The sequence below is a fragment of the Gemmatimonadaceae bacterium genome (assembly GCA_036504815.1).
Taxonomy (GTDB): Bacteria; Gemmatimonadota; Gemmatimonadetes; order Gemmatimonadales; family Gemmatimonadaceae; genus PNKL01.
Genome location: DASXUN010000021.1, coordinates 174,829 through 199,996, shown reverse-complemented (window position 1 = coordinate 199,996; position 25,168 = coordinate 174,829). Strand labels below are relative to the sequence as shown.

Genomic DNA, 25,168 nt, shown 5'->3' with positions numbered 1-25,168 from the left:
GATGTCGTTATCCTGGTTGTGCCAGTTCTCCGTGGCCCTCTGGTAGTTCTCCGTGTCTCCGTGGTGAAGAAGACCAGCGCTACCGCATCCGCTCGAACGGGGTGTTGAGCACGGGATAATCCCGCCAGCCGCGGTAGTCGAAGTGCCACCACTCGGTGGGATTCACGACGAATCCCTCGGCTTCCATGTACCGGCGCAGGAGCGCGCGCCGTTCCCGTTCGGCCGCGGTGCCACCGGGATACTCCGCGTACGCACGCTCGGTGAACTCATCGTATCCGCTGGGCATGCGCACGGCACGGCCGGTCCTCCGGTCGTACAGCGTGAGGTCCACCGCCGCGCCGCGGTTGTGTCGCGAGCCAGTGGCGGGATTCGCCACGAACGTTCGCTGCGAATCAGGGGTGGCCTCCCAGAACATCCACGTCACGTACCACGGGCGGTAGGCATCGTGGATGCGCAATCCGAACCCTTCGCGAGCGAGCGCCCGGTGGGCGCGCACCAGCGCCTCGGCGGCCGGGCGCTGCAGGAACGCACGGGCCTGCGAGTACATGGCCGCGCCCATGAAGTTGTTCGTGGTCGCGTAGCGAATCTCGAGCTGTATCGTCGAATCGAGGGTGACGAGCTCCACCAGGTCGGCGGCTTTCGCCCCGGTAAGGCCGGCTGGCGGCGAGAGGGACAGTGCTTCGGCGCGCAGGGTCTCCACCGGCCGGAGCGGCGTGATGCGGAAGGTCGCGTGGGCCGCCGTCGTGTCCGTCTGAGCCGACGCCGGAAGCGCAGCGCACCACGCGAGCACGGCGAGGAAAAGGCGTCGCATGGAGAACAGTTGCACGTGGTGAAGGAAAAGGGAAAGGCCCCGGCATTGTCGCCGGGGCCTCTCGCGTCGCACCGTGGTGCCTAGAGCTTGATGACTTCGTTCGCCTGCGGGCCCTTCTGGCCCTGCACGATCTCAAACTCCACCTGGTCTCCTTCCGCCAGCGACTTGAAGCCGCTCGAGGAGATGGCGCTGTAGTGGACGAAAACGTCCGGCCCGCCTTCACGCGAGATGAAGCCGAAGCCCTTCGCGTCGTTGAACCACTTCACGGTGCCCGTAATGCGTGACATGAAACCGACCTCTCCCTCTCTGGGGCGAACGAAGATACGCGGCGCCCACTCGGCCCATGCCGAGCGGGGTCGTTGCAGCGACCGCGTATTGGTAATGGAGAGACCCGGCGGACGGTACTGGTCTGGTGTGTCTCCTGCTGCCGGGGCTTAGGCCGCGCCGGCGATGTAGCGGGCGAAGCGCCCGCAGTTGGTGCACTTCAGGGTGACGTGACTCCGCGGAGGCGGAGGCACCTGGGACGGGTCGCGCTCGATGTCGCCTGAGCACGACGGGCAGCTAAGAGGGTGGCCGTTGCGGTCGTTGGCGATGAGGTTCAGCGCCTGCGCCGGGTTGAACGAGTTCGGACGGGGCTTACGCATTACAACTCCGAGGGACAATCGGGAATGCCAGCCTGCGCGGGGGGCCTGCACCAGCTATGTGATAAATGTAACCACCACTGGAAGCCCCCCTTCAAAGAATGTGGCGATCGGAAGGATTGACATGTAAGTCTTTGATATCTAATAGGTTAAAGCGAAAGCGACTGTCGTCATCGATAATTCGTCAACGGACCATCGATCTCTGCGCGTTCGAGCGTTCCAGAATACCGAGCAACTGACTCGTATCGGACAAGATGACCGAAAAGACGAAGCGCCGGCTGACGAAAGCCGGCGCTTCGCTGCTCACCCTGGTCTGCTACACGAGCACGGGCAACGCGCGAATCTTCTCTTGCCATTCCCTCGGGCCGCTTTCGTGGACGTTGTTGCCTGCGCTATCCACGGCCACCGTCACCGGCATGTTCTCCACTTCGAACTCGTAGATCGCTTCCATGCCGAGTTCCTTGAACGCGACGACGCGCGACTTGCGAATGGCTTTTGCGACCAGATAGGCCGCGCCACCGACGGCCATGAGATACGCGGCCTTGTGCTTGCGAATGGCCTCGATGCCGGCGGGACCGCGCTCGGACTTGCCGACCATTCCGATGAGTCCCGTCTTGGCGAGCATCATCTCGGTGTACTTGTCCATGCGGGTCGACGTCGTGGGACCCGCCGGGCCGACCACTTCGTCACGCACGGGATCAACGGGGCCGACGTAGTAGATCACGCGATTGGTGAAATCGACGCCCTCGGGCAGCGGGGCGCCGGCGGCGAAGAGGTCGGCGATCTTCTTGTGGGCGGCATCACGGCCGGTGAGCAGCTTGCCGTTGAGCAGCAGACGGTCGCCCGTCTTCCACGATTGAACTTCGGTGGGCGTGAGTGCGTCGAGGTTCACCGACTTGGCATTGAGATCGGGCGCCCAGGTGACGTCCGGCCAGTCGCTGAGCTTGGGCACCGGCAGGTGCGCCGCGCCGGAGCCGTCGAGCGTGAAGCTGATGTGACGCGTGGCGGCGCAGTTCGGGATCATCGCAATCGGAAGCGACGCGGCGTGCGTGGGATAGTCGTAGATCTTGATGTCGAGCACGGTGGACAGGCCACCCAGGCCCTGCGCCCCGATGCCAAGGGCGTTGACCTTGTCGAAGAGCTCGATGCGCAGTTCCTCGATCTTGGTCTTCGGGCCGCGCGCCTTGAGCTGCGCCATGTCGATGTGATCCATCAACGATTCCTTGGCCATGATCATCGCCTTCTCGGCGGTGCCGCCAATGCCGATGCCGAGGATGCCGGGCGGACACCAGCCGGCGCCCATCAACGGGACGGTCTTGAGCACCCAATCGACGATGGAATCGCTGGGGTTGAGCATGGCGAACTTGGACTTGTTCTCCGAGCCGCCACCCTTGGCGGCGACCTTCACCTCAACCTTGTCGCCCGGGACAATCTCGTAGTGCACGACGGCCGGCGTGTTGTCGCGCGTGTTCTTTCGCGTGAACGCCGGATCGGCGAGAATGGACGCGCGCAGCACGTTGTCGGGCTGCAGGTACGCGCGGCGCACCCCCTCGTTGACCATGTCGGTGACGCTCAAGGTGGCGTCCCACTTCACGTCCATGCCGACCTTCAGGAAGACCACGACGACACCCGTGTCCTGACAGATGGGGCGATGGCCTTCGGCGCACATGCGCGAGTTGGTGAGGATCTGCGCGATCGCGTCCTTGGCCGCGGGTCCCTGCTCGAGCGTGTAGGCTTCGCCGAGCGCCTTGATGTAATCGACGGGATGGAAGTAGGAGATGTGCTGCAGAGCGTCGTGTATGCTCTGGATGAAATCGTCCTGCTTGATGACGGTCATGGGGCCTTCGGGTTGGATGATGCCGGTGGGGCCACTCTCAATCTACTAAAACGGCTATCCGGCGGACGGCGCTGATGCGCGTGTTTCCGCCGGAATCATCCGAGCAAAGGCGCAACCAGTCAGTCGGTGCGGAGCCGTCGAATGCTCCAGATGCCAAGCGCCGGACCGGCAGCGAGAAAGGCAAATGCCCACGGCCAGCCGAGGATGCGCACGATGATCGGCACCACCTGAATGGTGATGGTCGTGAGCAGAAACCCGAGCGACACCTGCAACGTGAGTGCGGTACCGACGGCATGCGCCGGGACGCTCTCGGTGACGAGCACGCTGAATTGCGCGCTGTCGGCAATGATGAAGAAGCCCCAGACCAGCGCGACGGGTGTCAGCAGCCACAAGGAGTGACCGAACAGCAGGCCGATCAGCGCACAGGCCGCACCGCTGACGGCCATGGCGATGGTCACGAGTCGCGCGCGCCCAATGCGATCGGCCACGGCGCCGCCCCACACGCAGCCCGCGCCTCCCACGGCGATGATGACAAACCCGATGACGGCCGAGATGCGCGTGGCGGCAGGCGCCACGGTGTGCGGACTCCCGGCGATGCTGGCCGCGACGAAGGCCGGAATCCACGTCCAGTACGCGTAGAGCTCGGTCATGTGGCCGAGATATCCGCCGGTGGCGTGGCGCCAGCGGACCTCGCGCACCACGCTGCGAGCAAGGGTCCAGGTGAACGGGCGCGACGGGAAGTGATAGGGACCGTCGGTGTATCCGAACCAGATCAATAACGCAGCAGCCACGGCGCTCAGCGAACTCATGGCAACGAGCGCCGGGACGGTGGTGCCGGGGAGGGCGCCAATGAGATACGGCCCCGCCTTGCCGACGGTCAGCGCGCCGACGATGGTCCCGACGGCGAGCCCGCGCCGCTCGCGGAACCAGGTGCTCGTCATCTTCATCGCGGGCGGGTACACTCCGGCGAGGCAGGCACCGGCGAGAAAGCGCGAGGTCAATGCCCATGGCAGGCCATCAGCCACGGCGAGGCCCGCGTGGAACAGGGCGCCGCTGAACGCTGACGCCGCAAAGAGCGTGCGGGCGGGCACGACATCCGCGAGATTCAGCAGCGCCGACAGCGCCGTTCCCGCGACAAACCCCAGCTGCACCGCAATGGTGAGCCACGCCACCTCGGCGCCATCCAATTGCCAGGCCCGCTGCAACTGCGGCGCCACGGCGCTGCCGGCGAACCACAGCGACATGCCGAGCAACTGCGATACCGACAGCAACGCCAGCATGCGCCAGCGTTGCGGGTGCCTGTCTCCGTCGGACCCCTGGGAGATTACTCCCATCCGTGCGGCCGGCGCCAGAGCCGTTTCTGTACGGGCCAAGGCCGCTTGAGGGTGAACGCGTCGTCCCCGAAATGCTCATCGTTCGCCAGCGTGTCCGTGACATCGGCGGCCTTTGCCGAGGCCTGGTCGGCCCAGTGCAGGATTTCCGCTTCAAGCGTCATCGGTGGCACGGCAGCGCCGAACTCGAGCGATCCGTGATGCGACTGAATGAAGTGCTGCAGTTCGAGTTCCTGGTCGGGCGTGATGGTGCCCGGGGGCAGGGTGCGCAGGCGCCGGTCGAGCATCATCGTGCCGAGCACGATGTGGCCCAGAAGGTGCCCGGCCGTGGTGTGGCCGAAGCCGGCGGGGCTGACGTGATATGACTCCACCTTGCCGACGTCGTGCAGCAACGCGGCCACGGTGACGAGTTCCACGTTGGCGTGCATCGTGCGGGCGATGCCCTGCGCAATCGTGGCGACTTCGATGCTGTGCAGCAGCAGTCCGCCGACCTGTGCGTGATGCCCGCTGGTCGAACCGGGGGCGCGCTCGAACTCCTGGCGAAACACATCATCGGCGAAGAAGAGGTCAAGCACCGTCCGCAGCGACGTGGAGGCGAGCGTGGCACGCTGCTGATCGATCCACGCCCAGAGCTCCTCTGTCCGGCGCGCGACCCGCGGCAGAAACTGCTCCGCACTGGCGGCCGATGCCGGAAGGACGCGCAGCGGCGCCGTCAGCGTGAGCTGGCGCTTGCCCTGATATTCACCCACCGTGCCGATGGCCTGCACGATCTTGCCCTTCTCGGCGCCGGCCACCCACGGGAGCTGTTCGGACCAGACGGGCGCCGTCTCGATGCGTCCGGTGGAGTTGCCGAGCGTCAGGCGCGCGAACGGCTTGCCATCGCGGGTCTCCTTGTCGGCGCGATCGAGCACCAACAGCTCGTGTTGGACGCGGTCACCGGGGTGGAGCTTGGAGAGATCTAGCACGGGGCGAGTGATGGCAGACGGTCGATGGCGGCGGGCAAATATATACTATCCTGCGGCACTGACCGTTGCCTCATCCAATCCACGCGCCGAGGGGCAAGAACACGCGCCCGGCATCGGGTGGATGGCCGGGCGCGGGCGATTGGGCGACGCAACTCGCTTCGATGAACTACTACGTATCCCGGGACGCGGAAGTTTCAGCCGGTGTGCGTTCCGCGTCGAGCAGCGTCTGCTTGCGATCAACCCCCCACCGGTAGCCGCCGAGCGTGCCATCCGCCCGCACGACGCGATGGCACGGAATCAGCACGGCGACGTTGTTGTGCGCGCACGCCTGGGCGACCGCTCGCACGGCCGTGGGACGGCCAATCTCGGCGGCGAGCTGCTGATAGGTGCGCCGCTCGCCGCGCGGGATGCGACGCAGCACCGCCCAGACGGATTCTTCGAACGGCGTGCCGTTCGTGTGCAGCGGCAGGGGGGTGTGCGCCGCCGCGCCGGCCAGCCGCCGCGTGATCTCCTCGTGCCATTCGTCCGGCACGGACAGCGTGCGGCTGAACGACGCCCAGGGCAGGGCGGCGCGCATCTCGCGCTCAAGCGCCGCGGCCGAATCGCCGAGCGCGAGATAGCGAATGCCGCGCGCCGTGACCCCGAGCAGCACGATGCCGAGTGGCGAGTCGAACTGGCCGAACGCAATGTCTTCGGCCGCTGACCGTGGCACCGGATCGTAACGGGCGGCACGCGGGCTGGGATGACGCGAACGAGAGGGGGCGAACGTGGGCATCGGGCTGCTCCGTGCAAAAGGGCACCGGGCGCGCCATGCGCCGGTGCCCTTAGTCTCGCTGATTTGCCGCCTGCGGCCAATCCGTTTCTTGCGCTGGAAATTCCGTTTCTTGCGCTCGGGATTCCGTTTCTTGCGGTCGCTCAGTTCACGTACGCGATCTCACCTTCGCCGTCGATGCCCATTTCCTGTTCCATGCCGCAGACGCCGCAGATCTTGATGCAATGCCACACTTCCCCGAATTCCTTGCGATTCGAAGCCGTGGCGGGCTTGATGGTGAGCTTCTTGTAGCTGTACTCCCCACAGTGCTCGCACGCATGCGCCTTGGCGACCTTCTCAGCGCGCTCTTTGGTGATCGGTTTCGGCATATCCTAACTTAGCCCTTGGAACTGCCGCCCGGCGGAAAGCCAAGCGCACCGGTGGGACGCGGCGCGTCACCAGCGGCCGCATTCTGGCCGGCGGCGTCCATGACCTTTCGCAGGGCGCCCATCGCCCCCAGGGCGCCGGCGGCTTCGCTGGGAAGGAAGATCGTCGTGCCCTTGCCCTGCGTGACCTGCGGCAGCGCATCGACGTAGCGAAGGCCGAGCAGGTACGTGGCGGCCTCTCCCGGTGGAAGCGAAGCCGCAACGCCCCGGATGGCCTCGGCCTCGGCCCTGGCCATCGCCAGCCGTGCTTCGGCCAGGCCCTTCGCGCGCAGGATGGCGGCTTCCATTTCACCCTGGGCCCGCAGCACCTGCGATTCGCGCGATCCTTCCGCCTCGAGGATGACGGCGCGCTTGCTGGCCTCGGCGTTGGTGACGGCCGCCCGACGCTCACGTTCGGCGCGCATCTGCAGTTCCATTGACTGCTGAATGTCGCGCGGCGGTTCGATGGTCTGCAGTTCCACGCGCGTGACGTCAACGCCCCATCCCAGCGACGCCTCTTCGATGACCTCGCGCATGCGCCGGTTGATCTGGTCGCGGCTGGTGAGCGTCTGGTCGAGTTCCATCTCGCCGACGATGTTGCGCAGCGTCGTGCGGGTCAGCGTCTCGATGGCGTAGGGGAGGTTCTGCACCGAGTACGTCGCCTTCTGGGGATCCGAGATACGGTAGTAGAGCACCGCATCGATGTCGATGGTGACGTTGTCCTTGGTGATGACCGGCTGGCTCGGGAAGTTCAGGACCTGTTCACGCAGGTCAATCCGGCTCGTGGTCCCGGCCACCAGCCGCTTGGCGCCGCTCACGTCGCTCGTGAGATAGCGCACGTCGATGTGGCGCGGCGACTCGATGAACGGAATGAGGATGTTGAAGCCGGAGCGCGCGATGCGGTTGAACCGGCCGAGGCGCTCGACGATCAGCACTTCCGCCTGGCCAACAATCTTGAAGGACTTGACGAACAATGCGATCGCGACGAACGCGACAAACCCGAGGAAGATTTCCATGGGACGGCAGACGGGAGACGGGAGACGGAAGGCGGAAGGGCGCCTCCAGCGATACTACTGCAATTCCGGTGGCGTGGCGAGCCATGAGCGCCTTCTGGATTTCTTCACCACGGAGGCACGGAGGAACACGGAGGGCCACGGAGAACTACCACAACTTGGGGTAACGACATCGTGCCACGCAGAGCATTGCGTGGCGCGCGCTGTTCACCCAAGAAGTTGCACTTCCTCCGTGGCCCTCAGGCAGTTCTCCGTGGCTCCGTGGTGAAAAAGGCCCGGAGTGGAGGCGCCTACTTCCTTGGCGTCCTGATCCAATCGGCGACGAAGATGTTAGTCTCCGTTGGCTTGTTGTCGTGGCGGTTGGATGCCCAGATGAGCTTCTTGCCGTCCGGTGAGAACATCGGGAAGCCGTCGAACGTCTCATTGAACGTGATCTGCTCGAGCTTGTCGGCGCCGGCCTTCTCGGCGCCGGCGTCAACGAGGAACAGTTCGAAATTCCCCGAGCGCGGGGCAAAGAAATTGGACGCGAAGATGATCTGCTTGCCATTGGGCGTCCACGAAGGACCGAAGTTCGCACCGCCCAGCGCCGTCACCTGCCGGTTGTCGCTGCCGTCGGCGTTCATCACGTAAAGCTCCACCTTGGACGGACGAATCAGCCCCTGAGCGAGCAGGTCCTTGTACTGCTTGAGTTCCACCGAGTCCTTGGGATGGTGCGCGCGATAGGCGATCCGCTTGCCATCCGGCGACCACCACGGACCGCCGTCGTACCCCACGGTACTGGTGAGGCGCTTCACGTTGGTGCCATCGACATTCATGGTGTAGATGTCGAGGTCGCCGTCCTTGAGGGACGTGAAGACGATCTTCCGGCCATCCGGCGAAAGGACGCCCTCGGCGGTGTAGACGTTGTAGTTGGTGAGGCGCCGGAAGTTGGAGCCGTCGCGGTTGACGGTGTAGATGTCGTACTTGTCGAGCGGCCACACGTAGCCCTTGGACGGATCGGGGCGCGGTGGGCATGCCGAGTCATGCGCGGTGGAGGATCCGAAGAAGAGCCGCTTGCCGTCCGGGAAGAACCATCCGCAGGTCGTCTTGCCGCGGCCGTCGCTGATGCGCTTGAGGGCGGAGCCGTCGGCTTTCATGACAAACTGTTCGTCGCATGTCCGGCCATCGCGCGTGGACTGGAACGTGATCCACTTGCTGTCCTTGCTCCAGTACGCCTCGGCGTTCTCGCCGCCGTTGGTGAGCTGGCGGAGATTGGCGAGATGCACCTCGCCCTTTTCCGGCGCGTAGGAGCGTACCTGCTGGGCGGACAGTGGAACCGCCGCGGCGAGCGCCGCGGCGGCGAAGAGGGTGAACAGGGTGAAACTGATGCGGTAGCTCATCGCTTGCCGGGAAGTGTCTGGGGGATGGACGACGCCAGCGTGAAAAGGTCGTGCTGCGTCTGGCCCTTGCGGAGCAGTTCCAGCGCCTTCAGCAACTGATTGTCGTCACTCACTTCGCGCCGCTTGGCGGTGGAATCACCGAAGGCGAGGCGGGAGATCCTGAGGTCGATCAATCGGTCGACGTACGTCGGGGCCGCATCCCAGTCCTTGCGGTCAACCAGGACGCCCTTCTTCTGCAGCTTCTCGTAGAACTCGTCGCGCATGGCCGGCGTGACGACGAAATCCGGCTTGACCTGCGATTTCCGCGCGAACGCGAAGTCGTACAGCGTGATGTAGGTGTCCTGTCCCTTGGAGCCGAGCACACGGGCGACCTTCTGTTCCGCGGTGGTCAGCGTATCGGGCGGAACGATGACATCGGGCGTGATGGCGCCGCCGCCGAAGACGACGCGTCCGCCATCCGACTTGTAGCGCGGACGCGACTTGCGCACCGAGTCGGACTCGAGGCTGTCCGGGCGCACCTCGACGAACTGGCCGTCGTCGAGCAGCTTGCGCTCCTTCTGGATGGAGCGGCCGCTCGGCGTGTACCACTTGCCGGTCGTGAGCTTGATCGCGTAGCCGCCATCGAGGCGGTAGACCGACTGCACAAGACCCTTGCCGAAGGACGTCGTGCCGACGATCAGCGCGCGATCGTGGTCCTGCAAGGCGCCCGCGACGATCTCCGAGGCGGAGGCCGTATAGGCATCGGTGAGAATGACCATCGGCAGCTTGAGGGCCACCGGATCGCGTTCCGCCTTGTGAAGTTCGGCAACCCCCTGCCGGTCGCGCACACTCAGAATTTCCTTGCCCCGCTCGAGGAACAGGTTGGACATCTCGAGCGCCTGATCGAGGAAGCCGCCAGGGTTGCCGCGCAGGTCGAGCACCAGTCCCTTGGCCCCCTCGTTCTGCAGGCGAATGACCTGCTGGGCGACCTCAGGAGACGCCGTCTCGTTGAAGTTCTGCACGGGGATGTAGCCGATCTTGCCGTCCAGCATGATGGCGAATGGCACGGCGGGAATGCGGATGACACGGCGCGTAAACGTCGCGCTGATCGGTTCCGTCCATCCGGGCCGCGCGAACTTGGCGGTGACCTTGGTTCCCGGCTCACCCTTCAGGCGCGACGAGACCTGGTCAAGCTTCCAGCCACGCGTGCTGGCGGTATCGACCTGGATGATCCGGTCTCCCTCATGGATGCCCGCCTCTTCGGCTGGGGTATGCGGGTAGACCTTCGAGATGATGATGCTGCCTTCCTGCTCCTCGATGAGCATGCCCACGCCACCGTAAAAGCCGCCGGTGTTCGTGTTGAAGGCCTCGAGCTGCTTGGGGGTGTAGAGCTCGGTGTACGGATCCTTGAGTTCGCGCAGGAGTCCGCGCGCGGCTTTCTCGTACAGGACGCCGGCGCTGACGGAGTCGACGAACCGGTCGCCGACGACCGACATCACCTGCTCAAACAGGCGCACCCCATCGCGCGTTGCCCGCTCCTGAATGACGAAACCGCCGGCCAAGAGGGGGGCTGCCACGACGACAAGCGCGATCAGGGACTTTCGGGTACGCGTCATTACGAGCCTTTCAAGGGGGAATCTCAAGCTAATCGGGCCTGGAAGGCTGGGGAATTAGCAGTTCTCCTCATCCCACCGGTCCGCACCGTTGGCGAAACTGCCCGCTGGGATGTCAGAACCCGTTGGCTGGCAAAGAGTTCCCTTCAGTCCGCGAGCTGATAGGAGACGGCCCAGGTCTTGTCGTGCGGGGCGATGACCGCGCTGCGAAGCACTCCAGCCGCCAAGAGCATCTCGTGGGCCGGTTGCAGCACGCGCTGGAGGTGCGACGGATAACGCTGGGCCAGCGGGAGTTGCTCGGCGAGCCGCTCGAGGGCAACCTCCCAACTTCTTCCGGACTCGCTGCGCGCCACCTGCAAGACGCGATACAGGCGCCGTGCCACCGGCGAGGACAGCTGGCTATAGCGCGCGGACGCCAACGTGATGGTGTATCCCGAGGCGATGTTGGACCGGATTTGCGGCGCGAGGGTCACGTGTGCGTCGCCCGGTTCGTTGTTCGTCAGGGTGTTGAACAGCGCCAGCTGATCGCGATCCGTCAGCCGCCGCCGGTCGATCGACACCGTGCTCAGAATGGTGAACTGTCCGGTCCAGCGCGTGCCGGCCGCTGCGTCGAACCAGGCATCCGTGGATTCCAGGGCGGTGCGCTGCAACCGATTGAGTGCGCTGCGCAGCTGCTCGTACGTCCGGCCGTCCACACGCCGCCCCATGGTACGGAGAAAGTCGTGCAGCGTAAACGACAAAATACCGTCGGCCGGCGCCTCCGCTTCGTGATAACGCCGCAGCAGCTCGACGTAGACATCCTGGTCGAACGTGCCCGGAAGCCGTTCACCAGGGGCGGGAAGCACACGCCACCGGCCGCCACCCTCGGCGACGTATGAAATCGCGACTTCCTCGCCAGAATCGCTGAGACGAAAGAGCGGCAACGCCTCGAGCGCGCGATCCAGGACGACGGTGCGCGCCAGCATGCGACGGCGTGGCGTATGGCTCATGCGACGGGACGCGTTCGCGGGCCGCGCAGCATCAACATCAGCGGACGTCTTCACGGCCCAGGGCAGCGCGAACGGACTCACGCATGGCGGCGACGAAATCGCTGCGCGCGGCCGCGCTGTCCTCACGCACATGCAGTTCGATGCCATCCGCCACGACGACACGGCGCCACGATGCCGCCGGCGCGTCGTCGTGCTGAACCGCCTGATCCGCGCCGGAGACGAGCGCCGGAGCGAGCGACTGCGCCACGCGCCGCTCGAGGGCATCACCGGTGGCGCCTGCCAGTTCCGCCTTGATGGCGTCGAGCGTCTGTCCTTCGCGCTGACGAATCTTGATCGCCAGCAGTTGCAACAGATGGCGATAGTGATAGGTGGCGGCGGTGCCTCGACCCATCGGGTGATCCAACAGTCCGTGGGCCACGTAGAACCGCACGGCACGAGCGCTCGGCGTGGCTCGCGCCGACGCGTTCGTCGGGCGCATGCCGGCCGCATCGACGAGCGCCGTGGCATGCGCCGCGAGGCCTCGAGCATTCCACGGTGCGTGCCGGGAATGCGCACGCAGCAGTGCCACTGTGTTGTCAGCCATCGTGACAAGAGAATAACGCGCGCGACGTCCGCCGGCGAGCCAGTGTCGCGCCAGCAAGGCGCCAACGACGAACGGCGGACGGTGGGACGCACGGATGTGCGATACCCACCGTCCGCCGTGAGCGACGGCCGGACACGCCGGCTACTTCTTCTGCTTCGCCTTCTTGACGGCCTTCTTCGGCGCGGCCTTCTTGACCGGTTTCTTGGCGGCCTTCTTGGGGGCTGCCTTCTTGAGCGGCTTCTTTGCCGCGGTCTTCTTGGCCAGCTTCCTGGCCGGTTTCTTGGCCACCTTCTTCACGGCCTTCTTCGGGGCGGCCTTCGCGGCCTTCTTGGCCGGCTTCTTGGCAACCTTCTTGGCCGCCTTCTTCGGGGCGGCCTTCTTGGCGGCCTTCTTGGATGCCTTCTTCGCCGCGGGCTTGGTCACGGGCTTGGCCGCGGGCTTGGCCGCGGGCTTGGCTGCGGGTTTGGCGGCGGGCTTGGCCACGGGCTTGGCCACGGGCTTGGCCACGGGCTTAACCGGGGCCGCCGCGACCGGTACGGGCACCGGAACCACGACCGGCGGGGCCACCGGCTTTGGTGCCGGCTTCGGCTTGGACGCCCGACGGGGTTCACCAAGGCCGGCGCCGAACAGGTCGGCGTCATCCTCTTCCTCTCCCGCGTCAAGGAGCACACCCGGCTCCTCCTCGTCCTCGTCGTCCGATTCCTCCGCGCTATCCCAGAGCGAATCGGAATGGTCCTTGTTGATCGCCCAGCCACCGTCCTCGTCGTCCTCGTCGTCATAGCTCATGCCGCCGCCGTAGCCGGAATCCTCCGGCTCGTCGTCCCGGTCCGCCGCCATGTGCTTGTCGTTGAGATCGCCGCTCAGCATGCCTGCCTCCCTATGGCTCAGTCAGTCAAAGAAAAGCGTTCGTCGCTCAACCGCTGAATACACTCCGCGAGCATCCTCGTCAAGCGGGGGTCCCAGTATCCGGTTCGGCCGCCACCGGGCGATGCACGGCCCGTGCGCGTCCGCGTGCGCGGAAACGCTCCGCGGCGTCGTCCAGGACCGTGTACATGGCTGGCACGACGAACAAGGTCAGAAGCGTGGACGTGATCAGGCCGCCAATCACGGCGCGCGCCATCGGCGCGCGCTGTTCGGCGCCCTCGCCGAGCGCGAACGCCAGCGGGAACATGCCGAAGATCATGGCCACCGTGGTCATGATGATCGGACGCAGGCGGATCCGGCCCGACTCGAGGATGGCATCGAGCCGCGATTCACCCGCATCGCGCCGCTGGTTCACGAAGTCGATCAGGAGAATGCCGTTCTTGGTCACGAGGCCCATCAGCATGATGATGCCGATCATCGACATCACGTTGAGCGTCCCTCTGGTCACCAGCAGGGCAATGGCGACGCCGAGGAAGCTCAAGGGAAGCGCCAGCATGATGGCGAGCGGCTGGATGAACGAGCCGAAGAGTGACGCCAGAATGATGTAGATGAAGATGACCGCCAGGATAATCGCCTCGGCGACATACCCCTTGGTTTCTTCCATGTTCTGCACGTCGCCCGTGAAGACGGTGCGATAGCCCGGCGGGAGGACGATGGAGTCCAGTGCGGCACGCGCGGCGTCGGCGACCCGTCCCAGCGGCGTGCCGGGAATGACCTGCACGTCGATCTTGACCTGGCGCTCGAGCGCGCGGCGCTCGATCTGCTGCGGCCCGACACCCGGTCGCACCTCGGCGACCTGCGACAACAGGACCGACGCCGGCAGGCCCGTGCGTGCGTCCGTGCCGGAGCCATTGACGGCAATCTCCGCCACATTCGCGGCGCTGGCGCGGAGCGAATCGGGGTAGATCACCACGACGTCATGCGAGTAGCCCTGCGGATCCTGCCACGTCGTGGCCCGCTGGCCGGTGAAGAGCGGCTGCAAGGTCTGCGCGATGTTGTTGATGCCGAGCCCGGCGGCCCACGCCTGCTGGCGGTCCACGCGCACATCGAGCTGCGGCACGTTGCCTTCGTCACTCGATCGGGTGCTGGCGACGCCAGGCAGGTTCTTCACCACGTCGTTGACCTGCGACGCGATGAGCTTGAGCCGCGTGACTTCGGGTCCCTGCACGTTGATGGAGATGGGCGAGCCACGGCCGCCGAAGATCGATCCACCGGCGCTGATGTTTGCCGTCAGGCCGGGGAACCTGGGAAGTTCCTTGCGGATGGCTTCCTGGATCTCGAACTGGCTTCGAGACCGCTCGGACTTGGGGACCAGCCGGACGTTGATGCCGCCCCCGGTCGCCCCGCCGCGACCCCCGACGGAGAACGACGTGAAGTCGACCTCCGGCAGCGTCCGCACATAGCGGTCGATGGGCTGGGCGCGGCTCAGCGTGTACGCCAGGCTCGAGCCCGGCGGCACGCGGTAGTTGATGGAGAACTCGCCGGTGTCCGCGTCCGGCATCCAGGTGAAGCCGAGCACCGGGACGATGGCAAGCGCCACCACGATCGAGGCAACCGCGCCGCCAAGCACCTTCCACCGATTGGCCAGCGCAATGCGCAGCCATCCCGGATAGCGATCGGCAATGCTCTCGAACCACGCATCGAATCGCAGTGCGATGCGCCGGATCGGTCCGGCGTGCTTCCATGCCTCCGGGCCGTGCTCCTCGGCATCCGGGTCACGCCAGACGCTCGAGAGCATCGGGTCGAGCGTGAACGAGACGAACAGCGACACGCTGACGGCGAAGGCCACCGTCATGCCAAACTGATAGAAGATCTTGCCGATCATCCCGCCCATGAAGGCGACGGGAATGAAGACGGCGACCACGGCCAATGACGTGGCAAAGACCGCGAGACCGATCTCGTCGGTGCCATCCTTGGCCGCCCGGTGATGGTCTTTGCCGAGACCGACGTGCCGGATGATGTTCTCTCGCACCACGATGGCATCGTCAATCAGCAGGCCGATGGCCAGCGAGAGCGCCAGCAGCGTCATCGTGTTGAGCGTGAAATCGAGCGCCCACATCGCGAAGAACGACGAGATGATCGACACCGGAAGCGTCAGGCCGGTGATGACCGTGGACCGCCACGAGTTCAGGAACAGGTAGATGATCATCACCGTGAGCATCGCGCCCAGCACGATGGTGAGCTGCACATCGTCCAGCGCCTGCCGAATGCGCCGCGAATCGTCGCGGGTGAGGCGCAACGTGACGTCCTGCGGGAGCGTGCGCTCCACCTCGCTGATGATCTCCTTGACGCCATCGGCCACGGCCACGGTGTTCGCGCCGGAGATCTTCAGCACGTCGATGGTCAGCGTGGGGAGTTCGCCCAGCAGCGACGCGGTGCGGCGCTCGGCGATGGTGTCGATGACGCGTCCCACGTCGCGCACGCGAATGGGGGCCCCGTTGCGCACGGACACGATGAGATCGGCGAAGGCGCGCGGGTCGGTGATGCGTCCCGTCACGCGCACGCTGCGCTCGGTGTCGCCCTTCCGAATGCGGCCGGCCGGCACTTCCTGGTTCTCGCGGGCCAGCGCGGCCGACACCATGTCGGGCGTCAGGCCGAAACTGCGCAGGGCCAGCGGATCGATCTCGACGTGAATTTCACGGCTGGCGGCACCGCTGAGCTGCACACCACCGACCCCTTCGACCGCTTCGAACCGCGGGCGGATGACCTGGTCGCCGAGGTCGGTGAGTTCGCGCAGCGAGCGTTCCTTGCTGGAGACCGCGACGGCCAGAATGGGCTGGTCGTTGGGGTCGAAGCGCGTGACGATCGGCTCGGTGATGTCGCGCGGCAGCTGGCGGCGGATGCGCCCGACCTTCGCGGAAACTTCCGGCTGCATCTTGGTGGGGTCGACACCCAGCTTGAACTGCAGGCGCACGTTGCCGCCGCCTTCGGACGACGTGGACGTCAGCTCATACAGTCCCTCGACCGTGTTGAGCGCGGTCTCGATGGGACGAATGACGTCGCGCTCCACCACTTCGGGCGAAGCGCCGGGATACGACACCTGCACGCTGATGATCGGGTAGGTGACGTCCGGGTATTCGTCGACGGCCAGCCGCTTGTACGACACCATGCCGAGCGTGACGAGCGCCAGCATCATCATCGTCGCGAAAACGGGACGCTTGATGGAGACGTCGGAGAGGATCATTGCGGCTTCCGCCCGCTCTTGCCCTTCAGCGAGCTGTCGGGCGCCGCCTTGGTGCCCGGAATGCCCATGCTGTCACCACGCGACCGGCGCGCTCCGCCGCCCGGAGCGGCACTGCTGCCTTCGCGGGTCTCACCGCCGCGCGCCCCACCGGGGCCGGCGCCGCGTTCATTGCCGATGATCTGCGCTTTCATGCCGCGACCCAGCGTTCCGACGTTGCCGACGACCACCTGGTCGCCGACCTGCAGCCCATCCTTGACCTCGATGAGACTGCGGGCCTCGTCGATCACCCCCACGGTTACCGAGGCCTGCTCGAGCTCGCCGCCCGTGATGCGGTATACGAACGGCTTGCCGTCCTGGCCGAAACGCACCGCCGGCTGCGGCACCACGAGCACGTTGGACAACGTTTGCGCGATGATCTGGCCGCTCGAGAACGTATTGCCCTTGAGCTCGCCATTGGCATTCGGGATCTGCACGTAGGCCGTGATCGAACGCGATGCCGGATCGATGGTCGGACTGACGCGAGCCACGCGTCCCGTGAAGGTCTTGCCGTCCGCGAGGAATCGCGCCATCTGGCCGGGCTTCACTTCATTTGCGCGACGGGCCGGCAGGGCAGCCGTCAGTTCCAGCACCTCGCTGCGGACCAGCGTGAACAACTCGGCGCCCCGCAGGATGTGCTCGCCGCCCTGGACGCGGCGGAATTGAATGGTGCCGTTCACCGGCGCGACTATGCGCGTGTCGCGCATCTGCGACTGGGCGGCGCGCAGGCGCGACTCGGAGGCGGCCAGCTGCGCCTTGGCGGCGACGGCCGCCTGTTCCGTGGCGCGCAGGTCGCGCTCGGCGATCGCGCCCGCCTTGAACAGGTCGCGCGACTGGTCGTAGTTCCACTGCGCGGTTGTCGCCGCGGTGCGGGCCGACACGACATCGGCCTCGGCCGAGCGCAGCGCGCTCTCAAAATCCACGGCCTCGAAGCGGGCGAGCGGCGCACCGGCGCGCACGCGGTCGCCTTCGCGGACATAGACCTGCTCGACGTTGCCCTCGAGCCGTGACTTGAGGCTCAGGATCTCGATCGGGCGAAGATCACCCGCAATCGGAATGCCCGCCTCGATGTTGCCGCGCGCAACCTTGGCCACGTCATTCACGCCAAGCACCACGGCGGCGGTGCGACGCGGACCGCCGCCGGCAGCGCCACCCGCACCGCTGCCCCGCGCACCGCCGGACGCCGCCGGACCGCCTGGCGCGGCGCCGCTCGCGGGCGGCCCCGCCGCGGCATCCTTGGGCTTGCCGCCGCAGGCGGAGGTGCACAGCGCGGCAACAGCGACCGCGCTAACGAATCGGAAGGGGACCAGAGAGTGCATTGCGGGCATCGGTGCGCACGGGGATTGTGGTCCCGTTTGGAAGCGGAATGTCACGGCCGCGGACGCGGGCCAGATCGGCCACGGCCAGGTAGAGGTCGAACGTTGCCTTCGCCTCCGTGGACCGTGCGGTGAGCAGTTGGTACTGAGCGTCGGACACTTCGAGCTGGGTGCTGAGTCCGCGCTGATATCGCATCGCGGCGAGCTGGTAGGCTTCATCAGCCTGCGCCGAGTTCTCCTGCCGGGCACTAAAAGCTGCGGTTGCGCGCGCGAGTTCATTGCGGGCCCGGGAGACCTCGAGAATGGCCGCCTCGCGCACCTGACGCAGCGTAATCTCGGCGATCTTTGCCTGCGCTTGCGCCAAATCCAGGTTGCCCTTGGCGCGCAAGCCGTCGAACACGTTCCACGAGAACGAGAAGGTGAAGTTCCGGTCGGGGAACCAGCCGTTGTTCTGGCAGGCCTTTCCGGCGGCGGAGCCGGGCGGGCACGCCGCCGCGGTGACGCTGCCCATGCGCATCGGGAACCCGTTCAGCGTCGGCAGTGCGAGATACCCGAGGTTGAACGCGAAGTTTAGTTGCGGGAGCAGGTCAGCCCGTGCGACGCGCACGCTGGCCCGCCGCGCCCGCGCGGTGAACTCGGCCGAACGCACCGACGCGCGCGGGGCATCCGGGGCGGCGTCGGCGGTCACCCGGTCGGCGAAGGACTTCACCGCGGCCGGGTCGAGGACCGTGGTGAGTTCCAGCGGCTGATCCACGGGGATGTCGAGAAGTCGCCGGACCTCGAGGAGCGCTACGTCCCGGTCTGAAACGGCCTGCAATGCAAGCGGCTCGAGGTTGGCGCGCTCCACCCGGGCCCGCAGCACATCGAACCGGGCGGCGCGTCCGGCACTGAAGAGCTGCTCGGTCTGGGTGACCCGCCCGCTGGCCAACGCGAGGTTCTCCGCCTGCAGCTGGGCGAGCTTCGCGAGATACGAGGCGTTGAGATAGGCGCGCTGGACATCGACGGCGAGCCGCGCGCGCGTCTCGGCGTGATCCATGCGCGCCGCGCCGCGCACGCTGCTGGCCGCCTGCGCGGCCGAGACAATGCGGCCACCCTGGAACAGGGCCTGCTGCGTGTTCAGCGTCGTGTTGTACGTGTACTTCTGGCCGAAGATCTGGCTGACCATCTCGGCGCGCGCGTTCTTGAGCACCTGCTGGTAGCTGCTGGTGAGGCGCATTTGCGGCAGCCCGGCCGCGCGGGCCGCCGTGACCTGCGCGTCCGTGGACTGCACCAGCTGCCAGGCGGCGCGGGCTTCGTCGCTGGTCCGCAGCATACGGGTGACGGCGTCTTCGATGGAAAGACGGAGCGTATCGGCGCGCTGGGCAAAAGTCGGCGCCGGGCAAGCCGCAATCGTTGCGGCGGCGAGTATCAAGAAGGGCGTTCGCATCTGTAATAAGGAAAACGCGCCGCTCCCGGCGCGCGTTGGTCGGTACGCAGGAGCGCGCCGTGCAGTCTGATCAGCTGCCGGAATCGTCGACGTTGAGGAAGACTAACGACTTGCGGTGCTGAACGACCTTCCGGAAGGCGTCAAAGACGGCCGGGTCAAACTGGGCGCCCGCCTCCGCGGAAAGAATGGCCATGGCCTCCTGCGGCGTCCTGGCTTCGCGGAATGCACGGGGCGAGGTCATGGCGTCGTAGACATCCGCGACGTGCAGGATGCGTCCGCCGAGGGAGATGTCCTGGCCGGACAGCGCGCGCGGATAGCCACGGCCGTTCCAGTGCTCCTGATGGTCCTGGCCGGACGGAACGACGCGGGCGAGGCGCCTGAGCGGCGTGAGGACCTCGACTGCACGGCGTGTCGCTCCAGCATCAGTTCGAACTTGCCGTCGCGCACGGCGTCGAGCGCCTCGTCGCCGTTGCGTGCGCCAACGGTCTCGTAGCCGCACGGCCGGAGGAACTGCACGAGGCCGGTGCGCAGGGCGTCTTCGTCATCCACAATGAGCACGCGATACGCAGCCGGCTCCGGCGTGCCGCGCAACAGCTGCGAGATGCGCTGGACGGTCGAGTTCACCGCGTGCTCGGTCATTCCGGCCTCATGTCCGTCGGGTCGAACGCAACGTGCGTTCATCAAGCAGCTAGCGCCTTCCGAAGGAAAGCGAGTTCCAAAGGCGACGTACGAATGGCTCCCTGACAGCGGACGATGCGTCTCCGTAGTTCGAACGAACCCAACCCACTGGCGACACCACCCTGCCATAGTGACGCTATTAAATCGCTATACTGGCTTTGTTATGTCGCGAAAATTGCCACAACCGCACTATATATAGCGGAGATCGCGCGCGTCCTCACGGCTTTCTGGCACGAGCATCCTTGATGGCTGCATCGATGTCATTGCCGTGGAACTCGTACTCCTCACGCTTGGTCTTTCGCTCCGCCGGCTCGGCCGCAAGCAACCGCCTGCCGAAGTCGCCCGCTGCCGCACTGTTCTTCGACGCCTCGGCCACGCGCATGGCCAGCGTCAGGCCGAGGAGATCCCTGGGATTCTTGATGAGGATCGTATCCGACTCGACCTTCGCCCGGCCGAGTTGTCCCGAGACGAGCGCCACGAGGCCGACATCGTACCGCTGGTGCACGTTGAGCGGCGCGAGCATGTCGAAGACCTGCAGCGCCATCGGAGCGAAAATGGCCGCACTATCGGCCTTGCCCTCCGAGGCATACGACATGACGCGGTTGAACAACCGGTCGGCCTGTTCCTGCGGCGACATCGAGGCGATGTCCGGCACACCACCGCCGCCGCTTCCGCCGCCCATCATCGGCGCGGTCTGGCCCGCGCTTGCCGGGCCCTCGTCAGTCGCCGACCGCGAGGCCTGAAAGAGGACGAGCGCAATGACGGCCACGAGGGCGACACCGGTGACGATCCACGGCACTCGACTTGGAGCCGCGGACGCCACGCCTTTCATGGCGGTGCCGCAGTGATGGCAGAACTGCGCGCCGAGGGTGAGCGCACCGCCGCAGTCAGGGCACTGGGCCCCCTGGAGGGCGGAGCCGCAGTTTGCGCAGAACTTGCCGGATGCGGGCTCGTGGCAGCGAGGACAGGTCGTAGACACGGTTGGGAGTCGGAAGATGGTAAGCGGTGCGACGGGGCCGCCGATCAGCGGAAAACTAACGTCGGCCGCCCCAAATTGGACGCAGTGCGCATTGCAATCAGGCGTCCAGACGCGCAGACTCCACCACCCGGCCCGCATCCCGACGAGACGGGCCCTGACCCTCGTCCTACCCTGCCGTGACCACCTCTCGAGCCCTGCTGAGCGACCTGCGTGGCGTGACCGCCAAAGACCTGATGGCGATTGTGGCGCAGCATCAAGTGCGCTTCGTCCGGCTGCAGTTCACCGACATTCTCGGCGTCAACAAGAACGTCGAAGTTCCGACGTCGCAACTGAAGAAGGCGCTCGAGGGTGACATCCTGTTCGACGGCTCCTCCATCGAAGGCTTCGTGCGGGTGGAGGAGAGCGACATGCTGCTGCGGCCGGACCTGGAGACCTTCCGGATCTTCCCGTGGAGCGACCCGCAGGCGCGGGTGGCGCGGCTCATCTGCGACATCACGACGCCGGAAGGCGAGCCCTTTGCCGGCGATCCTCGCGGCGTCCTGAAGCGACAGGTCGCGCGCGCCGCACGACTGGGGTACACGATGTTCGCCGGGATGGAGGCGGAGTTCTTCCTGTTCCGGCTCGGGCCCGACGGCGCGCCAAGCACGACGACGCATGATGTGGGGTCGTACTTCGATCTCGGCCCGGTGGACCTCGGCGAAGATGCGCGGCGCGCGATCGTGGATGCGCTGGAGCAGATGGGATTCGAGATCGAGGCGGCGCATCACGAAGTGGCGCACGGACAGCACGAGATCGATTTCCGGTACGCCGACGCGCTCACCACGGCCGATGCGCTTGCCACCTTCCGGTTCGTGGTGCGCAACGTGGCGCAACAGTTCGGCATGCACGCCTCGTTCATGCCCAAGCCGATCTATGGACAGAACGGCAGCGGCATGCACACGCACCAGTCGCTGTTCAAGGACGGGCAGAACGCCTTCTTCGATCCGAAGGGCGAGTTTGAGCTCTCATCGGTGGCACACCACTACATTGGCGGCCTGTTGCGGCACGCCCGGGGGATGAGCGCGATCACCAATCCGCTGGTGAACTCGTACAAGCGGCTCGTGCCCGGATTCGAGGCGCCGGTGAACGTCGCGTGGTCGATGCGCAATCGGTCGCCGCTGATTCGCGTGCCGGCGCGCCGCGGCACGGGAACGCGCGTGGAGTTGCGGTCGCCCGATCCCAGCGCCAACCCGTACCTGGCGCTCGCGGTCATGCTCGCGGCCGGACTGGATGGGCTCGAGACCGAGGCCTCGAGCCGCGAGCCGGTGGACGAGAACATCTGGGAGATGAGCTTCCGCGAGAAGCGGCGCCTGCGCATCGACGACCTGCCGCACGACCTCAACGAGGCGTGCGACGAACTCGAGAAGGACAAGGAGATGTGCGCGGCGCTCGGCGAGCATGTCACTCGACACTTCCTAGATGCCAAGAGACAGGAGTGGAGAGAGTACGTGACACAGGTGTCGGAGTGGGAGCTGGCGCAGTACTTGGCGAAGTACTGAAAAACAACAGAGAGAAAACAGAGAAACAACAGAGAGACAACAGAAGATTCTTCCTTACACTTCCGAGCGGCTTGATCCGCTCTTGCTGCCTGCTGACGCGGCATTTGACAGGGCATTGCTGGCGCTGCACCAGGAGCGCTACACGCTGGCTGCCGAATACGTGCGCGATGCCGACGTGGTGGACTGCGCGTGCGGCACGGGATTCGGCAGCGAGGTGTTGCTGCAAGCGGGGGCGCGGTCGGTGCAGGGGGTGGACCTGGACCGTGGCGCGCTGGAGTATGCGCGTTCGCGCCATGCGCATGACGGCATCACGTACTTCGAGGCCGACGCGCTGCGCTTTGCGCCCACACCGCAGCCTTCCGTGTGGGTAAGCATGGAAACGGTGGAGCATCTGCCCAATCCGACTGCCTACGTGGCGCACGTGGCGAAGGTGCTCCCGAAGGGCGGGCGGTTCATCGCCTCGGTGCCCGTGACCGTTTGCACCGACAGCAACCGGCACCACCTGCACGACTTCACGCGGGCCTCGTTCCGGCAACTGCTCTCGGCGCACGGGTTCAAGGAGATTCGCGCGCTGGAGCAGTCTCAGCGGATTTCACTGGGCGATATCTTCGGTCACGGGCACGGCGTGCGTTCCCACGACCGGCGACGCGGCCTGCTGCGGTGGTACGTCCGGCATCCGCGCGTGTTCGCCAAGCGCGTGCAGCTGACGGTCACCAAAGGTTTCGTGAACGAGTACCTGACGATCGTCGCTGAGTTGCGGTAGTCGAGTCTCCGCGATGTGGTATGCAGTTGCAGTAAGGGTCCCGCCTATCGCGGAATTGCGACAAGGCCGAGCGGGACGCGGCGGACGCCGCGCCAGGTGTGGGCGGATCCGCGCGCATCGCGCACGAGCATTTGCGCGGAGATGCCGCCGTCCAAGAGCATCGCTTGGCGCGCGCCGAGTGCGCCCATGAGGGCGGTCATTTCGGGAACGGTGAGGCCCAGCGGGATGAAGCCGAGTGCTTCGCCGCCGGCGTCGAAGCGGGTGAGCGCCACCAAAACAAATCCGTTTCGGTCGAGTCCGATGGCGAGTCGCGCATCGCGGTGGGTACAGTTGATGGCGCAGGGCGCGCGCAATGCGACTGGCACATCGCCATCGCCAGTGAGGAGCGACGGATACGACTGAAACGCGGCGGCGATGTCGCCGCTCCGTCGCAGGGCGGCGAGGGTATCGCCGTCCACGATGCGCACCGCGCCCTCTCGGTCGATGATGAAGGCGCTGGAGAGCGGGCCACGTCCCGGCCCAAGCCGTTCCTGTCCGCCGGCCACCACCCATCCCCAGGGCAACGTGGCCGTGAACTGTCCGGCGTTGACGGCGAATCGCACATTCGTTGGCGCGCTGGAGATGGACCAGGCGGGCTGCGCCGCGCTGTCGACACCCCACTGCACGTCAAAGCGCACTCGGCGCGGATCGAGCCGCGCGATGATGACGCGCGTGCGCCACGCCTCGCCGCCGGCCTCGAGCGAGAGTTCGCCCCACTCGACACCGGGCGCGCCGCGATGCCACACGATGGCGTGAGTGACGACCGGATGCGCGTGCTCCCATCGCACCGGGGCACGGTCCTCCCGCCACCACGCGGTGCGGCCGTTGGCGCCGCGCACCGAGAGCGTCGCCGGCTCGCCCGCGGCGACGAACGCCGCGGCGAGCACGAGCGCCGCGGTACGAATCACGGCTTGAGATAGGCGAGCAGCTCCGCCTTGCGGGCGTCGATCGCCGCGAGTTCCCCCTTGGAGAAACGCGTGCGCGTGCCGGTCACGGCCATCTGGGCGCGCTCGCGTGCCATCGCGAACTGCTGCTCGGTGAGTCCCGACGCCTTGCTCCCCTCGAGCACGGCGCGCGTCTCGATGGCGCGCGCCTTTATGTCGAGCGAGTCCTTGCGATCGTTGGCGCGGTCGAGCTCGATCATGGCCTGCGGCTTGGCGGGCATGGCCCCGCACTTGGCCGTGATGAACGCATCGTCCTTGGTGAGGTCGACGCCCCAGATCTTGTAGTAGTTATTGGTCGCCTTCTTCAGCGCAACGCTGTCGTTGTCGGCCACGGCCTTGGCCAGCTCCTGCTGGTAGACCGAGGCGTTCCGCGTGCGCTCGGCGGCCGCAGCAGGATTGGCGATCATGGCGGCGGTTGCCTTGCGCACCTCGTCCTCGTGCTTCTTGCTCAGCGCGTCTTGGGCATCGTTCTCGCAGCTCGACCAGCGGTTCCGCGCATTCTCGTAGCCCGAGCTCACTGCATTGGCGCGGTCGTTGAGCGTCGAGATCTGCCCCTCGAGCGCCTCCCGCTCCTTGAGGATCGCGGGAATGCCCCCGTTGGCGGTGAGCACGGCCTGCGCCGCGCCGAGTCCCTTGAGCAGCGCATCCACGCGCGGCGCGGTGAGTTCGAGAATCACGTCGTCGTACGTCGGCGGGGTCGGCGCGTTCTTGGTGTCCAGCCCCGCCTTCTCGGCGGCGGCCTGCATGGCCTTGTCCTTCATCTTCTTGGCGAGGCCGCCGAGTTGGGCATTGGCGGGGGCGGCGACGAGGGCGAGCAGGAGAACAAGCGCAATCGGGCGGAGAGACATAGGGGCCTCTTGGTGGGGCGGACCCGTGCAAAGGTGGTGTGGTGACGGGGCGGGATCAACTGTACTGCCACCACGAAGGGCGAAGGGCGCGAAGGGGCGCGAAGGCGCACGAGCGGGCGTGAAGAGGCGCGAAGGTGAAATGTAGGCGCTGCCGAATCGAGTGAGAGCAAGATCTC

At 66.2% G+C, this 25,168-nt stretch carries 23 protein-coding genes; 2 read left to right on the top strand and 21 right to left on the bottom strand.

Translation table 11 applies throughout. The annotated features are described in order from the left end of the window. Window positions 1-79 precede the first annotated feature (79 nt). The 19 genes from VGJ96_10495 to VGJ96_10405 all read right to left on the bottom strand — a co-directional run bounded on the left by VGJ96_10495 (window position 80) and on the right by VGJ96_10405 (window position 20,713). Window positions 80-811, bottom strand: a complete 732-nt coding sequence (locus VGJ96_10495; protein ID HEY3287532.1) for a M15 family metallopeptidase — start codon at window positions 809-811, stop codon at window positions 80-82. An 80-nt stretch (window positions 812-891) separates the two neighbouring features. Beyond that, the gene (locus VGJ96_10490) at window positions 892-1,098 is read right to left on the bottom strand and encodes a cold-shock protein (protein HEY3287531.1); all 207 of its coding nucleotides are present in this window, start codon (window positions 1,096-1,098) and stop codon (window positions 892-894) included. Window positions 1,099-1,245: 147 nt separating this feature from the next. Beyond that, window positions 1,246-1,455 (bottom strand): hypothetical protein, encoded by a 210-nt coding sequence (locus tag VGJ96_10485; GenBank protein ID HEY3287530.1) that lies wholly within the window; start codon window positions 1,453-1,455, stop codon window positions 1,246-1,248. Between the two features lie 313 nt (window positions 1,456-1,768). Beyond that, window positions 1,769-3,289, bottom strand: a complete 1,521-nt coding sequence (locus VGJ96_10480) for a fumarate hydratase (GenBank protein HEY3287529.1) — start codon at window positions 3,287-3,289, stop codon at window positions 1,769-1,771. 119 nt (window positions 3,290-3,408) lie between these two features. Next, window positions 3,409-4,569, bottom strand: a complete 1,161-nt coding sequence (locus VGJ96_10475; protein ID HEY3287528.1) for an MFS transporter — start codon at window positions 4,567-4,569, stop codon at window positions 3,409-3,411. A gap of 44 nt (window positions 4,570-4,613) precedes the next feature. Then, window positions 4,614-5,585 carry an HD domain-containing protein gene (locus VGJ96_10470; protein HEY3287527.1) on the bottom strand — a complete coding sequence of 324 codons (972 nt, stop codon included), beginning with the start codon at window positions 5,583-5,585 and terminating at the stop codon, window positions 4,614-4,616. A 169-nt stretch (window positions 5,586-5,754) separates the two neighbouring features. After that, complete coding sequence (locus tag VGJ96_10465; protein HEY3287526.1) at window positions 5,755-6,297, bottom strand: methylated-DNA--[protein]-cysteine S-methyltransferase; 543 nt, start codon at window positions 6,295-6,297, stop codon at window positions 5,755-5,757. Window positions 6,298-6,500: 203 nt separating this feature from the next. Next, complete coding sequence (locus VGJ96_10460; GenBank protein HEY3287525.1) at window positions 6,501-6,725, bottom strand: hypothetical protein; 225 nt, start codon at window positions 6,723-6,725, stop codon at window positions 6,501-6,503. Window positions 6,726-6,733: 8 nt separating this feature from the next. Then, a complete protein-coding gene (locus tag VGJ96_10455; protein HEY3287524.1) occupies window positions 6,734-7,777 on the bottom strand; it encodes an SPFH domain-containing protein in 1,044 nt (347 codons plus the stop codon). A 287-nt stretch (window positions 7,778-8,064) separates the two neighbouring features. Beyond that, entirely contained in the window at window positions 8,065-9,153 is a 1,089-nt protein-coding gene (locus tag VGJ96_10450) for a hypothetical protein (protein HEY3287523.1), read from the bottom strand. Beyond that, window positions 9,150-10,748, bottom strand: a complete 1,599-nt coding sequence (locus VGJ96_10445) for a S41 family peptidase (protein ID HEY3287522.1) — start codon at window positions 10,746-10,748, stop codon at window positions 9,150-9,152. The genes VGJ96_10450 and VGJ96_10445 overlap by 4 nt, the downstream gene beginning before the upstream one ends. A gap of 143 nt (window positions 10,749-10,891) precedes the next feature. Beyond that, window positions 10,892-11,734, bottom strand: a complete 843-nt coding sequence (locus tag VGJ96_10440; GenBank protein HEY3287521.1) for a replication initiator protein A — start codon at window positions 11,732-11,734, stop codon at window positions 10,892-10,894. A gap of 37 nt (window positions 11,735-11,771) precedes the next feature. Beyond that, on the bottom strand, window positions 11,772-12,317 hold the full coding sequence (locus VGJ96_10435) for a MerR family transcriptional regulator (protein HEY3287520.1): 546 nt from the start codon (window positions 12,315-12,317) through the stop codon (window positions 11,772-11,774). Between the two features lie 141 nt (window positions 12,318-12,458). Next, window positions 12,459-13,184 (bottom strand): hypothetical protein, encoded by a 726-nt coding sequence (locus VGJ96_10430; GenBank protein ID HEY3287519.1) that lies wholly within the window; start codon window positions 13,182-13,184, stop codon window positions 12,459-12,461. Window positions 13,185-13,263: 79 nt separating this feature from the next. Continuing rightward, complete coding sequence (locus tag VGJ96_10425) at window positions 13,264-16,425, bottom strand: efflux RND transporter permease subunit (protein HEY3287518.1); 3,162 nt, start codon at window positions 16,423-16,425, stop codon at window positions 13,264-13,266. After that, the gene (locus tag VGJ96_10420; GenBank protein HEY3287517.1) at window positions 16,422-17,780 is read right to left on the bottom strand and encodes an efflux RND transporter periplasmic adaptor subunit; all 1,359 of its coding nucleotides are present in this window, start codon (window positions 17,778-17,780) and stop codon (window positions 16,422-16,424) included. Before VGJ96_10420 ends, VGJ96_10425 begins: the two co-directional genes overlap by 4 nt. Next, window positions 17,749-19,203 (bottom strand): TolC family protein, encoded by a 1,455-nt coding sequence (locus tag VGJ96_10415; GenBank protein ID HEY3287516.1) that lies wholly within the window; start codon window positions 19,201-19,203, stop codon window positions 17,749-17,751. The genes VGJ96_10420 and VGJ96_10415 overlap by 32 nt, the downstream gene beginning before the upstream one ends. Window positions 19,204-19,273: 70 nt before the next feature. After that, on the bottom strand, window positions 19,274-19,702 hold the full coding sequence (locus VGJ96_10410) for an HD domain-containing phosphohydrolase (GenBank protein HEY3287515.1): 429 nt from the start codon (window positions 19,700-19,702) through the stop codon (window positions 19,274-19,276). A gap of 396 nt (window positions 19,703-20,098) precedes the next feature. Further along, a complete protein-coding gene (locus VGJ96_10405; protein HEY3287514.1) occupies window positions 20,099-20,713 on the bottom strand; it encodes a hypothetical protein in 615 nt (204 codons plus the stop codon). A gap of 323 nt (window positions 20,714-21,036) precedes the next feature. Here VGJ96_10405 and VGJ96_10400 point away from each other — a divergent pair, with 323 nt between their 5' ends. Next, window positions 21,037-22,398: a glutamine synthetase family protein gene (locus tag VGJ96_10400; GenBank protein ID HEY3287513.1), complete on the top strand. Its 1,362-nt coding sequence runs from the start codon at window positions 21,037-21,039 to the stop codon at window positions 22,396-22,398. Window positions 22,399-22,480: 82 nt separating this feature from the next. Then, the gene (locus VGJ96_10395; GenBank protein ID HEY3287512.1) at window positions 22,481-23,161 is read left to right on the top strand and encodes a class I SAM-dependent methyltransferase; all 681 of its coding nucleotides are present in this window, start codon (window positions 22,481-22,483) and stop codon (window positions 23,159-23,161) included. Window positions 23,162-23,205: 44 nt separating this feature from the next. Here the strand turns inward: VGJ96_10395 and VGJ96_10390 are convergent, their stop codons facing one another. Together VGJ96_10390 and VGJ96_10385 are read right to left on the bottom strand one after the other, a co-directional pair. Continuing rightward, window positions 23,206-24,108, bottom strand: a complete 903-nt coding sequence (locus VGJ96_10390; protein ID HEY3287511.1) for a phosphodiester glycosidase family protein — start codon at window positions 24,106-24,108, stop codon at window positions 23,206-23,208. Further along, the gene (locus tag VGJ96_10385; protein HEY3287510.1) at window positions 24,105-24,992 is read right to left on the bottom strand and encodes a hypothetical protein; all 888 of its coding nucleotides are present in this window, start codon (window positions 24,990-24,992) and stop codon (window positions 24,105-24,107) included. The genes VGJ96_10390 and VGJ96_10385 overlap by 4 nt, the downstream gene beginning before the upstream one ends. Window positions 24,993-25,168 lie beyond the last annotated feature (176 nt).

What these genes read in the sequence shown, in the direction of transcription:
- VGJ96_10485 (HEY3287530.1), bottom strand. Translation starts at nt 1,455, where the DNA reads ATGCGTAAGCCCCGTCCGAACTCGTTCAACCCGGCGCAGGCGCTGAAC.
- VGJ96_10495 (HEY3287532.1), bottom strand. Translation starts at nt 811, where the DNA reads ATGCGACGCCTTTTCCTCGCCGTGCTCGCGTGGTGCGCTGCGCTTCCG.
- VGJ96_10480 (HEY3287529.1), bottom strand. Translation starts at nt 3,289, where the DNA reads ATGACCGTCATCAAGCAGGACGATTTCATCCAGAGCATACACGACGCT.
- VGJ96_10475 (HEY3287528.1), bottom strand. Translation starts at nt 4,569, where the DNA reads ATGCTGGCGTTGCTGTCGGTATCGCAGTTGCTCGGCATGTCGCTGTGG.
- VGJ96_10425 (HEY3287518.1), bottom strand. Translation starts at nt 16,425, where the DNA reads ATGATCCTCTCCGACGTCTCCATCAAGCGTCCCGTTTTCGCGACGATG.
- VGJ96_10450 (HEY3287523.1), bottom strand. Translation starts at nt 9,153, where the DNA reads ATGAGCTACCGCATCAGTTTCACCCTGTTCACCCTCTTCGCCGCCGCG.
- VGJ96_10490 (HEY3287531.1), bottom strand. Translation starts at nt 1,098, where the DNA reads ATGTCACGCATTACGGGCACCGTGAAGTGGTTCAACGACGCGAAGGGC.
- VGJ96_10455 (HEY3287524.1), bottom strand. Translation starts at nt 7,777, where the DNA reads ATGGAAATCTTCCTCGGGTTTGTCGCGTTCGTCGCGATCGCATTGTTC.
- VGJ96_10405 (HEY3287514.1), bottom strand. Translation starts at nt 20,713, where the DNA reads ATGAAAGGCGTGGCGTCCGCGGCTCCAAGTCGAGTGCCGTGGATCGTC.
- VGJ96_10420 (HEY3287517.1), bottom strand. Translation starts at nt 17,780, where the DNA reads ATGCACTCTCTGGTCCCCTTCCGATTCGTTAGCGCGGTCGCTGTTGCC.
- VGJ96_10435 (HEY3287520.1), bottom strand. Translation starts at nt 12,317, where the DNA reads ATGGCTGACAACACAGTGGCACTGCTGCGTGCGCATTCCCGGCACGCA.
- VGJ96_10430 (HEY3287519.1), bottom strand. Translation starts at nt 13,184, where the DNA reads ATGCTGAGCGGCGATCTCAACGACAAGCACATGGCGGCGGACCGGGAC.
- VGJ96_10440 (HEY3287521.1), bottom strand. Translation starts at nt 11,734, where the DNA reads ATGAGCCATACGCCACGCCGTCGCATGCTGGCGCGCACCGTCGTCCTG.
- VGJ96_10415 (HEY3287516.1), bottom strand. Translation starts at nt 19,203, where the DNA reads ATGCGAACGCCCTTCTTGATACTCGCCGCCGCAACGATTGCGGCTTGC.
- VGJ96_10385 (HEY3287510.1), bottom strand. Translation starts at nt 24,992, where the DNA reads ATGTCTCTCCGCCCGATTGCGCTTGTTCTCCTGCTCGCCCTCGTCGCC.
- VGJ96_10445 (HEY3287522.1), bottom strand. Translation starts at nt 10,748, where the DNA reads ATGACGCGTACCCGAAAGTCCCTGATCGCGCTTGTCGTCGTGGCAGCC.
- VGJ96_10460 (HEY3287525.1), bottom strand. Translation starts at nt 6,725, where the DNA reads ATGCCGAAACCGATCACCAAAGAGCGCGCTGAGAAGGTCGCCAAGGCG.